The organism is Veillonella dispar (genome assembly GCF_937975875.1).
GTDB lineage: Bacteria > Bacillota > Negativicutes > Veillonellales > Veillonellaceae > Veillonella > Veillonella dispar_B.
Genome location: NZ_CALJSP010000098.1, coordinates 1 through 15,305, shown reverse-complemented (window position 1 = coordinate 15,305; position 15,305 = coordinate 1). Strand labels below are relative to the sequence as shown.

At 37.2% G+C, this 15,305-nt stretch carries 13 protein-coding genes; all 13 read right to left on the bottom strand.

Translation table 11 applies throughout. The features are described from left to right. Window positions 1-741: tRNA (adenosine(37)-N6)-dimethylallyltransferase MiaA (miaA, locus tag Q7P05_RS04640; protein WP_303930779.1), on the bottom strand; the 741-nt coding region annotated here is incomplete at its 3' end. Further along, window positions 738-1,550: a protein-L-IsoD(D-D) O-methyltransferase gene (locus Q7P05_RS04635; RefSeq protein ID WP_303930777.1), complete on the bottom strand. Its 813-nt coding sequence runs from the start codon at window positions 1,548-1,550 to the stop codon at window positions 738-740. The genes miaA and Q7P05_RS04635, both read right to left, overlap by 4 nt. 1 nt (window position 1,551) lies before the next feature. After that, window positions 1,552-3,567, bottom strand: coding sequence for a DNA mismatch repair endonuclease MutL (gene mutL / locus Q7P05_RS04630; protein WP_303930775.1), 2,016 nt, complete (start codon window positions 3,565-3,567; stop codon window positions 1,552-1,554). After that, on the bottom strand, window positions 3,567-6,200 hold the full coding sequence (gene mutS / locus Q7P05_RS04625) for a DNA mismatch repair protein MutS (RefSeq protein ID WP_303930774.1): 2,634 nt from the start codon (window positions 6,198-6,200) through the stop codon (window positions 3,567-3,569). The genes mutL and mutS overlap by 1 nt, the downstream gene beginning before the upstream one ends. Window positions 6,201-6,202: 2 nt before the next feature. Then, the gene (miaB, locus tag Q7P05_RS04620) at window positions 6,203-7,519 is read right to left on the bottom strand and encodes a tRNA (N6-isopentenyl adenosine(37)-C2)-methylthiotransferase MiaB (RefSeq protein WP_060924636.1); all 1,317 of its coding nucleotides are present in this window, start codon (window positions 7,517-7,519) and stop codon (window positions 6,203-6,205) included. An 8-nt stretch (window positions 7,520-7,527) separates the two neighbouring features. Next, window positions 7,528-8,403, bottom strand: a complete 876-nt coding sequence (locus tag Q7P05_RS04615; protein ID WP_105089152.1) for an Asp23/Gls24 family envelope stress response protein — start codon at window positions 8,401-8,403, stop codon at window positions 7,528-7,530. A 15-nt stretch (window positions 8,404-8,418) separates the two neighbouring features. Further along, the gene (locus Q7P05_RS04610) at window positions 8,419-9,246 is read right to left on the bottom strand and encodes a PHP domain-containing protein (RefSeq protein WP_303930771.1); all 828 of its coding nucleotides are present in this window, start codon (window positions 9,244-9,246) and stop codon (window positions 8,419-8,421) included. A 117-nt stretch (window positions 9,247-9,363) separates the two neighbouring features. Then, on the bottom strand, window positions 9,364-11,082 hold the full coding sequence (locus Q7P05_RS04605; RefSeq protein ID WP_303930770.1) for a proline--tRNA ligase: 1,719 nt from the start codon (window positions 11,080-11,082) through the stop codon (window positions 9,364-9,366). After that, entirely contained in the window at window positions 11,076-12,161 is a 1,086-nt protein-coding gene (ispG, locus tag Q7P05_RS04600) for a flavodoxin-dependent (E)-4-hydroxy-3-methylbut-2-enyl-diphosphate synthase (RefSeq protein ID WP_119206407.1), read from the bottom strand. Before ispG ends, Q7P05_RS04605 begins: the two co-directional genes overlap by 7 nt. A gap of 18 nt (window positions 12,162-12,179) precedes the next feature. Beyond that, complete coding sequence (locus Q7P05_RS04595) at window positions 12,180-12,512, bottom strand: site-2 protease family protein (RefSeq protein WP_303930768.1); 333 nt, start codon at window positions 12,510-12,512, stop codon at window positions 12,180-12,182. Further along, complete coding sequence (gene rseP, locus Q7P05_RS04590) at window positions 12,506-13,222, bottom strand: RIP metalloprotease RseP (protein ID WP_303930766.1); 717 nt, start codon at window positions 13,220-13,222, stop codon at window positions 12,506-12,508. Before rseP ends, Q7P05_RS04595 begins: the two co-directional genes overlap by 7 nt. 8 nt (window positions 13,223-13,230) lie before the next feature. Beyond that, entirely contained in the window at window positions 13,231-14,376 is a 1,146-nt protein-coding gene (locus Q7P05_RS04585; protein WP_303930765.1) for a 1-deoxy-D-xylulose-5-phosphate reductoisomerase, read from the bottom strand. Window positions 14,377-14,394: 18 nt separating this feature from the next. Next, a complete protein-coding gene (locus Q7P05_RS04580) occupies window positions 14,395-15,267 on the bottom strand; it encodes a phosphatidate cytidylyltransferase (protein WP_369680427.1) in 873 nt (290 codons plus the stop codon). Between the last annotated feature and the right edge of the window lie 38 nt (window positions 15,268-15,305).

Here is a 15,305-nt window from a genome sequence, read left to right as displayed (position 1 = left end):
GGCCACTCTCACCAGCTGCTCCTTCTCTGGAGTCGTCTTACCGATGATAAACATATTTACTCCAGATTTAAGAAGTTGCTCTACTTCTTCAATCAAACCTGCATCAAACATCATATCAACGCGTAAATTAATGCGTTCATATAATTTATCACGATCTCTCATGAGACCGATGATAGGTCCTTTATAAGATAAACCATCTTTTGTCTGATTTCGTAACGAATCTACATTACCATGATGCAATATCTCAATAGCTCGATATAAACGATGTTTATCACTATATTGAATTTCTATGTTATGTGCTTTTCCCAATGTGAAAGCATAGTCTCGTAAGCCTTCAATACCTTTGGTATTATATAACTCATCAAGTTCTATTCGCAAACTTTCATCAGGTTTAACATCATTAAAGTTATAGTTCTCCAATAATGATTGAACATACAGTCCCGTGCCACCAGATAAAATAGGAAGAATATTCTGATCTTTTAAACTAGCGATAATCTCTTTCGCTTGGTCTTGAAAAATAGACACCGAATATGAATCATTTGGTTCTAGTATATCAATGAGATGATGTTTTACCCTATTAAGTTCATCCATCGATGGTTTAGCGGTACCAATATTGAGTTGTTTATATACTTGGTAAGCATCACCAGAAATAACCTCAGCATTAAGTTGTTCAGCTAATTCCAAGGTAAGCTCAGTTTTGCCTACCGCCGTAGGTCCAACGATGGTAATTAAGGGATTCACAATAACTCCTTCATATATACACCATAGCCTATGCGGCTATACTTTCCCCCCACCAATTGATGAGGTGGATACTTTTGAAAGACCGAACTAAAGGGTCGTTCTTTTATAATAACACCATATCTAGCAACGCACATAGCTTGCGACATAATTATATCATCAATATGACTTTCTACAGTATGACCACGAAGCGGCTTAAATTGTGGACTTTCCTCTACAGGCACTTCAAACATGGAATCAAAATAAATAATATCTACACTATTATCTGATAGGTTAGGTAAATAGTTTTCATAGGTCGCATGTTGTACCTGAATACGTCGTAACGCATTTGTTACACTATCCTCACTATGAATATAATGAGCCAATCCATAGGAAGTAGCAAGCCATATAGGAAACGAACCTTCTAATCCTTGTATCTCTACATTAGGAAAAGCATAACTAACAATAATGCTATCACTAGCTAGGCCTATAGTAGAGTCGAGAAATGTAAACTGCTGTCCATCAAGTATGCCTTTTTTATCCAGAATAGTTTGAACAGCATTAACTAGATGATCTCCTTCACCACGTTCTATACGTAATATACGTAGTTGTGCCATGGAAAGATGAAAGCTATGTTTTTTGTTTTCAGGAAAGTGGATAGTTAATCCAGCGCCTGAAAGAACCGCAATATATTCACATTGATATTCTCTAAATAATGCCGGTATAGATGATTTTCCTCGTTTTATATAGGTCATATGCATAGAGGAAGCCAATGCTTTGGCTTCCTCCTGAATGGCCTCATTAGATTTTTGAGATGTAGTTAAAATATTCATATTAGGACCGTAAGAATAATTTCCCTAATTCATCAGGTGTAAACTTAATAATTGTTGGTCGACCATGAGGACATACATAAGGCTTTTCAGTACTAAATAAATCCTCAATTAAGGTAGTCATTTGATACATATTAAGGTTATGACCTGCCTTAATGGCTCCTCTACAAGATGCATAGGCTAGCATTTCATGACGCAACTGAGCCTTAGTAGGTTGTTGGTGATCATGTAAGTAAGAAAATACATATTGGAGAATTTCAAACGCCTTAGATTCTACTAAATCTACAGGAGCGCCTACAAGTTTTATCTTTGTAGGACCACCTAATTCGACATCAAATCCAAGATCGAGTAATGTTTCTCGTTCTTCCTCTACCAAATTCATTTCATCATCTGTGGCCTCACTATATTGAGGAACTAGTATAGATTGCATAGGAATTGCTTCAGAGGACTTACAAAGCTTATCATAACGCACACGTTCATGCGCCGCATGTTGATCTATAATGTAGAGATCATCACCCTTTTTAGCCAAAATATAACAAGACGCAACTTGTCCCATCGGTAAGAATCCAGAGTTTTGAATTGTACGTTCCTCCGTATTGTCTTCCCGAATATCTTGAGCCAAGGACTTAAATCTCTCGACGTCCTCTTTTGTATAACTAGTATATTCGGTAGGTACAGCATCAAAACTTTCATCTGTAAAGGAAGACTGTTCGAACGTCGTCTTAGGCGAAGGTGGTGTGTACCCTTTAGTTTTAAGGTTCTCTACAAACTGCGTAGTTTCACTACGCATGACTTCGTACCCTTTTGTACGTCGTCCACCAAAGACCTTATCAAAATCTACCGCTGTTGCTATATGTTCAGCAGACTGCATCTCATCTTCTACCACAGAAGGTGTTCGATACGAATCATACGTACTATTGCCAGCGGAAGATGAATTACTATTACTATCCCTATTGTTACTATTGAAGTCAACTCCATTAGTGACTATACCATTTATATAAGAAGATGATTCTCGTTCATAACGCTCATGAAGAGGATTATTTAAGGTATTCAAAATACCATGGTAAACTGCTTTAAATATAATCTTATCGTCAGAAAATTTTACTTCACTCTTGCGAGGATGCACATTAATATCAACCATCTCAGCAGGAACAGTAATATTTAGGACCACTAAAGGATGACCATTTTTCGGCAATAATGCGTGATATGCATTATCTATAGCCTTCATTATAGTTTTGTCAGAAATAACCCGGTTATTAACTATAATAGTCTGCCATATTCTCGTACTTTTAAGAAGTGTAGGTTTACTTACTACACCATCGATATAGATAGAGTCACTTTCATAAGCAACAGTAAATATATCATCCTTAGTTTTATAGCCATATAGGGCAGCTACAGTATCACCAATATTACCATTTCCAGGCGTAATGATAGCCACTCGATCATCGATGATGAGCTTAAAGGAAATGTGTGGATTACTAAGGGCTAATTTCCCCACAATATCTTGAATCTTAGACGATTCTGTACGTTCTGTTTTCAAGAATTTACGACGAGCTGGCGTATTATAGAACAAATCTCTAATTTCAATTGTCGTACCAGGTGCAGCACCGTAAGGAATACAATCGGTAAAAGTACCACCGTCTACAGTAATACGAGTCCCTAAATCAGAATCTGCTTTGCGTGTAGTCAAGGAAAAATGAGATACAGAGGCAATACTAGCTAATGCTTCACCACGGAAGCCGAGGGATGCAATATCAAATAAATCCTCTACATGTTGAATTTTAGATGTTGCATGTCGTAGGATTGCTAACCGCGCATCCTCTTCAGTCATACCAATGCCATTATCGGTAATGCGCATATATGCCACACCACCATCTCCAATTTCTACCTCTATATTTGTAGCAGAAGCATCGATAGAGTTTTCAATGAGCTCTTTAATAACTGATGCGGGGCGTTCAACGACTTCACCAGCAGCTATCTTATTGATTGTGGTTTCATCCAATACATGAATGGTAGCCATTATTTCCCGCCTCCTTTACGAGCCTCCTCTTGTAGTTCATATAATTTATTTAATGCTTCTATAGGTGTCATGCTCATTACATCCACTTCCAGTAAGCTATCAACTACTGAATGAGTAAATAAGTTACCTAGTGGAGAATCACTCGCTTGTTTAGTGGTTGGTTTAACCACATTAGTAGGTTGACCGCCAATCACACGATTATTTAAATCACTAGCATCATGACTTTGATCTTCCAAGGATTCCAAAATTACTTCTGCTCGTTTTAATACAGAATTCGGTAAGCCTGCCAATCTAGCTACATGAATACCATAGCTACGGTCTGCACCACCTCTAATAATACGGCGCAAGAAGGCCACATCCTTACCTTTTTCTTTTACTGCTACAGTATAATTTTTTAATTTACTATAGCTTTCTTCTAAACAGATTAACTCATGGTAATGTGTGGCAAATAACGTTTTGCCATGAATATGCTTGCAAATATGCTCTACTACAGCTTGGGCGATACTCAATCCATCAAAGGTACTCGTACCACGACCAATTTCGTCGAGAATAATCAAGCTATTGTGTGTGGCATTTTCTAATATATATGCTACCTCTTTCATTTCTACCATGAACGTACTTTGACCAGTAGAAATATCATCACTAGCGCCTACACGCGTAAAGATACGATCTACAGGTGAAATAGATGCCTCCCGAGCAGGAATGAAAGATCCGATTTGAGCCATAATCATTAAAATTGCCGCTTGACGCATATACGTTGATTTACCGGCCATGTTAGGCCCTGTAATGAGTAAGAACTCCTCGTCATCATGATTTAAAACGATATCATTCGGTACAAAGACCTCCCGTTTTAAGAATTTTTCAATAACAGGATGGCGACCATCACGAATATTAATTTGTCCATTCATAACAATGGTAGGACAAATATAGTTCTCTTCATAGCCTACAAGTGCTAAGGAACCTAATACATCAAGCTCAGCTAGAGCGCGAGCTGTCTCTTGTACATCTTTTATAACGAGTTTAATATCATTTCGTAATTGTTGATATAGTTCATGTTCTAAGGCAATTATCTTGTCTTTAGCACTGAGAATTTTGATTTCAAACTCTTTTAATTCCGGTGTAATATAACGCTCTGCATTGGCTAATGTTTGTTTTCGAATGAAATAATCTGGTACTTGTTCAGATTTACTATGAGATACTTCGAAATAGTATCCAAACACCTTATTATAGCCAGTTTTAATCTTAGATAAACCGGTAGCCTCTTTAATATCAGCTTCCATCTTGGCTAACCATTGTTCGCTATTCGTAGCCAATGAACGTAGTTCATCTAAATCCGGATTAAAACCATCTTTAATAACTCGACCCTCTTTTAATGTCAGTGCAGGCTGATCAGCAATAGCACGACATAATAAGTCATATATATCTTTATGATCTTGAATGCGGTCATTAATGGAAGTTAATGATAAGCTCGCACATGTGCTTAATACATTTTTAATATCTGGCAACACAGCTAATGATTCACGAAGTGCTGTTAAGTCCCTTGGGGACACAGATCCAGTTTCTACACGCCCTACAATACGCTCAAAATCATAAATGCAATCCAGTAAGCTACGGATATGGGAACGTTCTGCACCACGTGTAATCAGTTCTGCTACAGCGGCTTGTCTACGCTGAATTTGATTAACATCCGTCAATGGACTTTCGAGCCATTGTTTTAATAGACGTGCACCCATTGGTGTCAACGTACGATCAAGTACATCAAGTAATGTACCTTTTTGACCACCATCACGTAAGTTATGAGTAATCTCTAAATGACGCAAAGAAGATGTATCTAAAATCAAACGATTTCCGACACTCAATTGATGAACATAGTTAATGTGAGAAATTTCAGACTTAATGATATCCTCTAAATATAAGAGCATATAGCCCAAAGCTTCCCATACATCCTCTTCCATGAGACCTAGATCACCAAAGTGAGTAACAGCCTTTTCCGCTACTTCGCGCTGTGTATGATATGTACTAAATGGAGATAATACAATATTACTGAATTGATTATCCATAAAGTCTTTTATATCTTGCGGTAATACTGTTCCCTCAGGCAATATAATTTCACTTGGACGATACATGCTGAGAGCATCAAACATATCGCTTCGTTTTTCACAATCAGTAATGCGATGCCAAATAACTTCCCCTGTAGATACATCAGAAAATACAAGTATCCATGCATCTTTTACCATATAAAATAACGATAAAAAGTTATTTGACCGTGCATCATTACCATTTTCAGTCATTACAGTCCCTGGTGTAATGACCTTAATAACGTCACGCTTAACGATGCCCTTAACTGCTTTAGGGTCTTCTAATTGTTCACAAATAGCAACCTTATAGCCTTTTTTTACCAAAGTTTCTATATAGCTTTCAGCAGCATGAAAAGGAACGCCACACATCGGTGTGCGTTCCTCATCTCCTGTTGGGCGACCGGTTAAGGTTATATTAAGTTCACGAGACGCAATTAATGCATCATCATTAAATAATTCATAAAAGTCACCTAAACGAAAGAACAGTAATTCTTCAGAATATCTAGATTTAATATCTAAATACTGCTCCATCATAGGTGTTTGCTTTTTTGCCATACTTACCCCTTTTGTATTGTACCGTAGCAAACCCAAGTTTGTGCTTTATCAATATAGGCTGGTACGGTTTCGCCAATTGATAAAGAGTCGTCTTTCGGGAATAATACCATTTTATTGCCCGATGTGCGACCAAACCACATATCTTCATCACGAGGACTTGGCCCCTCTACAATAATATCAAACACTTGCCCTTCCATAGGTTTATTTAGTTCATAAGAGATTTCATTTTGCACATCCATCAATGTTTGTAAACGTACACGTTTAACCTCTTCTGGAACTTGATCATCCATAGTCGCTGCTGGCGTTCCAGAACGTTTAGAATAAATGAATGTATAAGCCATATCATAGCGTACATCTTTTAACAATTGTAATGTAGCTTGGAAATCTTCCTCTGTTTCCCCTGGAAAACCTACGATAATATCTGTAGTAACTACTACATCTTTAATCTTCTCACGACAGTAAGAAAGTAATTCTTTATAATGTTCTACCGTATAATGACGGTTCATTTTCTTCAAAATACGGTCTGAACCTGATTGTATTGGTAAATGTAAATGGGTAACGATATTGGAAGATCGCCCAAGTGCATCTATCATAGATTTAGTCATATCTTGAGGATGACTTGTCATATAGCGAATACGTTCAATTCCTGGAATACCATCGAGGGCATCAACTAATGTACCAAAATCAGTACCATCTTTGAAATCTAAACCGTAAGAGTTTACATTTTGTCCCAATAACGTGATTTCTTTAAACCCTTTTGCACCTAGTTCAGTAACCTCTTTTACAATGGCTTCTACAGGACGACTTATCTCTCTACCACGAACGTGAGGAACAATACAATAGGTACAGAACTTATTGCAACCATTCATAATAGGTACCCATGCATAAAAGGTGCCATTAGGTTTCGCTTCCAATTCAGGTAGTACAGAATTATCCATATCCACATTGATTTGATGTGTATGACCGCGTTGAACCTCTTCAATCATTTCATTAATATGTTGAATATTATGAGTACCTAATACAATATCAATATGTGGAGCCCGTTTAAACATTTCCGCTTGATTCTTCTGCGCCATACAACCTGTAACAGCAAGAATCAAGTTTTTGTTTTTTCTCTTCAGTCTCATTAGCTCACCTATGCGGCCATAGACTTTAGTTTCTGCATTCTCACGCACTGCACAAGTATTTAACAAAATTAAATCTGCAGTTTCTACGTCCTCTGTAGGTGTATAGCCTACAGATTCTAACTGATGCGATAAGCGCTCAGAATCAGCAGTATTCATTTGACAACCATAGGTGTAAATATAATAAGACTTCATTCTAACTCCTATACTTTAACAATCTTACGTTTTGTTTCTATAATATTCTTAACTTTTATAGACATACGTTCAATAGACATGCCTGTAATATACTCAATTTCATTTCGAACGGACTTTTGTACCTGTTGCATCAATGGTTTAACAGGATAACCATGTTCAATAACAACAGCCATATCTACAACTAAACCATTTTGGCCTTTGTCACTCTTTTTGAAAGAAATAACACTTGATTCATCAACACCGACAACTTTTTTTAAGCCATTGCGAATCAATTTGATAATGACATCATCATCGAAGGTAAGACGTCCATAATAACTGAAAGCAGGACGAACTACAGAACGTTCAAAACCTTCTGATCCAATTTGCCCCAATGTATCTTGATCTTGTTTTTTCAAAGTACGTCGACGCCACATGGTTTTAATTGGATCAATCAAATACCCTCTAAAGTGAGGTTTCAATTCCATTGTTGGAACTGGAATAATATGTTTACCTTCTTTAAGACGAGCATGTTGTGCTTTTTCAATTTCTTTAGGTGTAGCTACATCTTCAATGCGAATGTATCGATCTGGATCTTGCAATCCTAATGCTTTCGTAATTTTCTTTACCATATTATCGGATGTACCAATAATCATAAGCTTATTAGGATTAATTTTATCTAATTGTTCACGCACTGATTTTACTTGTACTTCATCTTGGAAAATAGCACGACGAACAGCTTTTAATCGGCTAGATTCTTTCTTTGCAGAAAAGCCAGCTACAATCTTATTATCATGAATTAAAATGCCATCATCGATGATACATTCAATATTATTTTCATGAGCAACTACGAGCGCACGATGGCTTTTACCAGTGCCACTACTACCTACAAATGCAACGACTTCCATAGTCAACCTCATTATTTATAACAAACTAATAAATTCTGATACATTTTCAGCGGATACCAAGTAATCGCCAAATTGATCTGGTGCTTTACCTGGAATACCATGATAATCAGAACCACCTGTAATAAACAAGTTATGTTTTTTAGCTAATGCTTTATATCGTTTCACATCATCATCGTTATGTTTAGTATGGTAAACCTCCATACCATCAAAATCATAGGCTAACATTTCTACTACATATTCATCACTAGTTACTAGTTTAGGATGGGCCATAACGGCAAGGCCGCCAGCTTTGTGAATAATATCAATAATATGCGGAACCTCAACCTTTACCTTAGGTACATAGCATGGACTATCTTTTCGAAGAATACCTTTGAATACCTCATTAATATCCTTAGCATAACCACCATCAATTAATAACTGTCCAATATGTGGACGCCCATAAGCTTGCGTCTTAGGAAATTTTTTAAGTAAGTCATCTTTCGATATAACATACCCAGCATTATTACAACGTTTGATAATCTCATCAATCCGTTCTTCTCGTTTTGCTTTAAAATATTGAATAAAGTCTTTTAATTCTTGATTTGTTTCATCAAAACGATATCCCAGAATATGAATAGATTTATCTTTATAGTCAGCACTAAATTCACAACCATTAATAATTTTAATAGTTTTTTCCGGATCTAATTGCTTTTGAGCGGCACGCAATGCTTTTATGCCATCAATTTCGTCATGATCAGTTAAAGCCATCATAGATAGATTACAATCTAAAGCATGACGTAATAATTCTTCTGGACTTTTAACTCCATCAGAATAGATAGAATGCATGTGAAAATCAACAAGCATAGAGCACCTCCCATTACAATTATCCTATCTTTTAATTATGACTGATTTAGCTAATTTATTCAAGATGAGATAGAAAAATTGCGACCCTAATGAGTATTCACTAGAATCGCAATTTAATTATAAATCTTGAAGTAATTCAGTAACCTTAGTCGCTACAGAATCGATTGCACATGTAATCGCTTCACCAGACTTACGGATTTGAATTTCTACTTCATTATTTTCAAGTGTATTTTTACTTACTGTAATTCGAAGTGGATAGCCAATTAAATCAGCATCTTTGAATTTTACACCAGCTCGATCCTTACGATCATCAAGTAACACATCTACACCTGCATCTTGTAATGCAGTATAAATTGTTTGACTTGTAGACATCAAAGCTTCATCTTTTGCATTAATAGGTACAATAACGGCTTCAAATGGAGCAATAGCACGTGGCCAAATGATACCATTTTCATCGTGGTACTGCTCAATAGCTGCAGCTAATGTACGAGATACACCAATACCATAGCACCCCATAATCATTGGATTAGGACGACCATTTTGATCTAAGAATGTAGCTTGTAATGCCTCTGAGTATTTTGTACCCAATTTAAATACTTGGCCTACTTCAATACCTTTAGCATGTTCTAGAGCACCACCGCAAGTTGGGCAAACATCGTCAGCTGTAATCAAACGAATCGGTGCGACAATAATATCTTCTACATTAAAGTCACGTTTAGGGTTAATGTTAATATAGTGAGCATCTTTCTTGTTTGCACCACCACAAACATTGTACGTTTCCATAACAGATTCATCTACTACTATGGCAAACTCTTCTGTTTGTTTTAACCCAACTGGACTTATAAAGCCAGCTGTTAAACCTACTTTTTCCAATTCTTCTGGTGTAGCCATTTCAGGCTCTACGGAACCAAGTACAGCATGTTGCACTGCTACTTCATTTACTTCATGGTCACCGCGAACAATAGCTAACACAACTTTACCATCAATAGAAAATACTACAGCTTTAATCGTTTTATGTAATGGTAAATTAAGCATTTCTGCAACAGCTTCAATAGTACTTGCATTTGGAGTGTCCACAACAGATAACTCTTGAAGTGCTTCTTCTTCCTGTTTCATAATACCAGGTTTACCAATTTCAATATTGGCAGCATAGTCACATTTTGTGCAATACACAATATCAGCTTCACCAGCTTCTGCGATTGCCATAAACTCATGTGTGCCACTACCCCCGATAGCACCGCTGTCAGCTTCTACAGGACGGAATGTAAGACCACAACGCGTGAAAATTCGTGTATATGCATCATACATAGATTTATAAGATTCATCTAAACCAGCTTCATCCACATCAAAAGAGTATGCATCTTTCATAATGAATTCGCGACTGCGCATTAAACCATAACGCGGACGACGTTCATCACGGAATTTACTTTGAATTTGATATAAATTTACTGGTAATTGACGATATGAATTGATCTCATTTTTAACAAGTGTAGTAATCATCTCTTCATGAGTTGGTCCTAAACAGAATTCATTATCATGACGATCATTAATACGCATCATTTCAGCGCCATATGCATTCCAACGGCCAGATTCTTTCCAAATTTCAGCAGGTTGTAAGATAGGCATCATGATTTCTTGAGCACTAGCACAATCCATTTCTTCACGTACAATAGCTTCGATTTTTTTGATACTTCTCCAACCTAATGGTAAAAAGCTATATAAACCATTTGCAGTTTTGCGCATAAAACCAGCGCGAAGCATAAGCTGTTGGCTAACTACATCAGCGTCAGATGGAACTTCACGCAATGTAGGTGCATATAATTTAGTGGCTAACATAAAGACTCCTCATCTAAGTTTTCTAAATATTGATCAATTTCTCTAAATAATGTATCTACTAATTCAGCTTCTGGCACAGTCTTGATAACTTCCCCTTTACGGAAGACAATACCTTGTCCATTACCACCAGCAATGCCGAAATCAGCCTCACGAGCCTCACCAGGCCCATTTACGACACAACCCATAACAGCTACTTTAATAGGTGCTTTAATGGATGCTAAACGTTCCTCTACAATCCCTGCCATATCAAATAAGTTCACTTGGCATCGACCGCAAGTAGGACAGGAAATCATTGTAGCTCCAAAGTTTCGTAATCCTAAATTACTCAAAATACTTCGACCTACTTCAATTTCATGTATGGGATCACCTGTTAAGGATACACGTAAAGTATCACCGATACCGTCTAATAATAAAGCACCAATGCCCATAGCAGACTTAATAGTACCTTGTTTTATCGTACCAGCTTCAGTAACACCTAAATGCAATGGATAAGGAATCTTATCGGATAACTTACGATAGGCTTCTACCATTAAAGGAACTTCCGTTGCTTTAATAGATAATTTCATTTGACGGTAGTCGAGCTTTTCGAGAATTCGGACATGTTCTAATGCAGTTTCCACCATGCCATCAGCTGTAGGATGACCTCCATGTGCATCGAGGATATGCTTTGGTAAAGACCCTGCATTAACGCCAATACGAATCGGAATTTGTTTAGGTTTAGCTTTTTCAATAACTGCCAATACCTTATCCTCACCGCCGATGTTTCCTGGATTAATACGCAATCCATCAACATTATTCTCGATAGCTTCTAACGCTAATTTATAGTCGAAATGAATATCAGCAATTAAAGGAATATCAATACCAGCACGAACTGCTTTTAAAGCTTTAGCAGAAGCCATAGTAGGAACTGCAACACGTACTAGTTCACAACCAGCCTCAGCTAAACGATTTATTTCAGCTATAGCCTTTTCCGTATGAACCGGATCTGTAGTAATCATAGATTGAATGCTTACCGGTGCATAATCACCAATTTTAACTGTACCTACATAGATACCATTTGTTGGTTTACGTACAATCATTGTAATCTCCCATCTATCTTATAGTAATCGGAATATATCCTGAGTTGTTACATATAAGAATAATGCTACCATTAAAGCAACACCAACCATTTGAATATACATTAGTGCCTTAGCAGGTAATTTACGACCTGTAATTGCTTCAGCCAAAATAATAATTAAATGACCACCATCTAATACAGGTAATGGTAAAAGATTTATAACCCCTAAGTTAATACTTAAGAATGCGGCGAAGCTCAAAAGTGGTGCAAAGCCAGATTGTGCAATAGTGCCAGCCATTTGTGAAATACCTACTGGGCCGGATAATTCTGCAGCTTGTGTGCCGCGAATCATATCATACAAACCACTTAACATAGCAACAATTGTTTGACCATAGAAGTCTTGAACAAAGAATGTAAACAGTATCTCGGACTAAAACGCAAAGACTCGCCTATGCTATAACTTTCTCGTGTAAAACTAGGATAAATACCAATTTTAGGACTATCTTGTTCCATTTTTGGAATCACTGTAGTTTCTACAGTTTCTCCGTCTCGATCTACCACAACGGTAACACCGTGATTGGCAGTACCTTGTAAGCTAGGACGAATTTCATCCCACGTAGAAATCTTTTTACCATCAATAGTAAGAATTCTATCATTTGATTGTAAATGAGCTTGTTCAGCGGCACTACCAGGGATGATATTACCAATAACAGGATCATTTGTATAGGTAAGATTACCTACTGTTGCATTGAGGCCAAAGAATAAAACAATGGCCAATAAAAAATTAAATACAGCCCCTGCAGAAATAACAATAAATTTCTTCCATGCAGGTTTAGTATAAAATGACCGTTCATTTAACGGCTCGTCAGGACTCATGCCAGCAATACGATTAAAGCCACCAAGAGGAATGATACGAATAGAATATAAGGTTTCCCCTTTTTGAACTTTAAAAATCGCAGGTCCAAAACCTATGGCGAATTCATCTACTTGCATACCCGACATTTTTGCTGTAATAAAATGGCCTAACTCATGAATAAACACGATTAAACCAAATACAAATATTGTGGCTAATGCCGTTGTCATATATACTCCTATACCATCAATGATGTAGCCTTTTCACGAGCCCATCTATCGATAGCTAATAAATTGTCTAACGTAAAGTCATCTTCAGGTCCCATAGATTCTAGAACTGATGTAACGACTTTGTAAATATCACCAAAGGCGATTTTATCATCTAAAAATGCATAAACTGCTGTTTCGTTTGCAGCATTAAATACGGCTGGTTTAAAGCCACTTGCTCGTCCTACCTCATATGCAAGACGAAGAGCAGGAAAATCATCATATCGTGGTGGTAAAAACTCTAATTGTAAGGCTTTAGTAAAATCAAGATGATTCATACTTAAAACTTCACGTTTTGGATATGTCAAAGCATATTGAATAGGCTCGCGCATATCTGGATTCCCCATTTGAGCTAATATAGCCCCATCTTTCATGCGTATCATAGAATGAACGATACTTTGAGGATGTACCACAACATCAATATGATCAAAATCAAAACCAAATAGCCAATGAGCTTCGATTACCTCTAAGCCCTTATTAAATAGAGATGCAGAGTCGATAGTAATCTTATTGCCCATGTTCCAAGTTGGATGTCGCAAGCAATCTGCAGCTGTGGCAGTTTGAATCTTGTTGGAATCCCAAGTCCGTAAAGGACCACCAGAAGCTGTAACGATTAAGGAATCAACATTATCGCGAGCTTGTCCTTCTAAGCATTGGAAAATAGCACTGTGCTCACTATCAATAGGTAAAATTTGTACGCCATACTCATTCGCTAAGGATGTAATCAATGGGCCACCGGCCACTAATGTTTCTTTATTAGCAAGACCAATGGTCTTACCTTTTTTGATGGCCTCCACAGTAGGTTCAATACCAGCAGCACCTACAATAGCAGTTACAACCATAGTAGCTTCTTGAATTGTTGCTGCCGCAATGAGCGCTTCCTTGCCACCTACAAGTTTTGTATGACCTGTATAGCGGCCTTGTAGCTCTTTAAAAGCATTTTCATCAACTAATCCAGCTACTAATGGCTGATATTCTTTAATTTGTTGTTCTAAGAGGTCAATATTATGATGTGCCACTAAGGCAACCACCTTGAATTGATCTGGATGTTGGGACACTACATCTAGTGTCTGTGTACCGATTGAGCCAGTACTGCCAATAATACTTAGGTATTTCATAAGCTTACCTCTATTAGATTAGTACGAAAAGAGTAATATATATATCAATGTAATAGGAGCCGCAAATAATAAGCTATCAAAACGATCCAATACACCACCATGACCTGGTAGTAAAGTACCAGAATCTTTCACATTACATAATCGTTTAATCTTTGATTCAAATAAATCACCTAATGGTGCAAGTATACCGCTAATCATACCAACATGAATGCCCATCCACCATGGAATGCCTACGATATACGAAAATACAGCGCCTGTAATAATACAGCCGATAAAGCCACCAATAAAACCTTCTAGTGTTTTATTGGGACTAATGGATGGAACAATTTTACGTTTACCAAAGGCACGACCAGCAAAATAAGCAAAAGTATCACTAGCCCACGTTGTAAACAACACTAGCCAAAGAGTAATTGTTCCCCAATTATATAATTCAAATGGCATTGATAGAGACATGTAGATCTTTTCACGGATTATCTCGTTGACAAAAAAACGGGCTGGCTTATCAGTCCATTGATCCTTATCAAAATAAGGGGGGGAATCAGGCAAGAGGTCTTTGATCCGCTTCATCACATAGTCTACATTAAACTTCGTAGCTGCCGAAATCGGAATAATTTCAGCTTGCGGAAGCAACTCTTTCCACTCTTCTACCAGTTTCACAAGCTTTTCCTGATCAGTCAGGTCTATTTTATTAATCAACAATAAAATAGGTGCCGACTGCTGACGTACTTTCTGAATAAATTCGTTATTCTTATCAGGAGTTTCAATCACGTCCGTCACATAAAGCAAGACATCTGCATCAGCCAATGCTGAAGTAGAGAAGTTCAGCATAGATTCCTGTAACTTATAATTAGGTTTCAATACCCCCGGAGTATCCGAAAAAACAATCTGCATCTCATCCGTATTATAGATTCCCATAATCCGGTGACGAG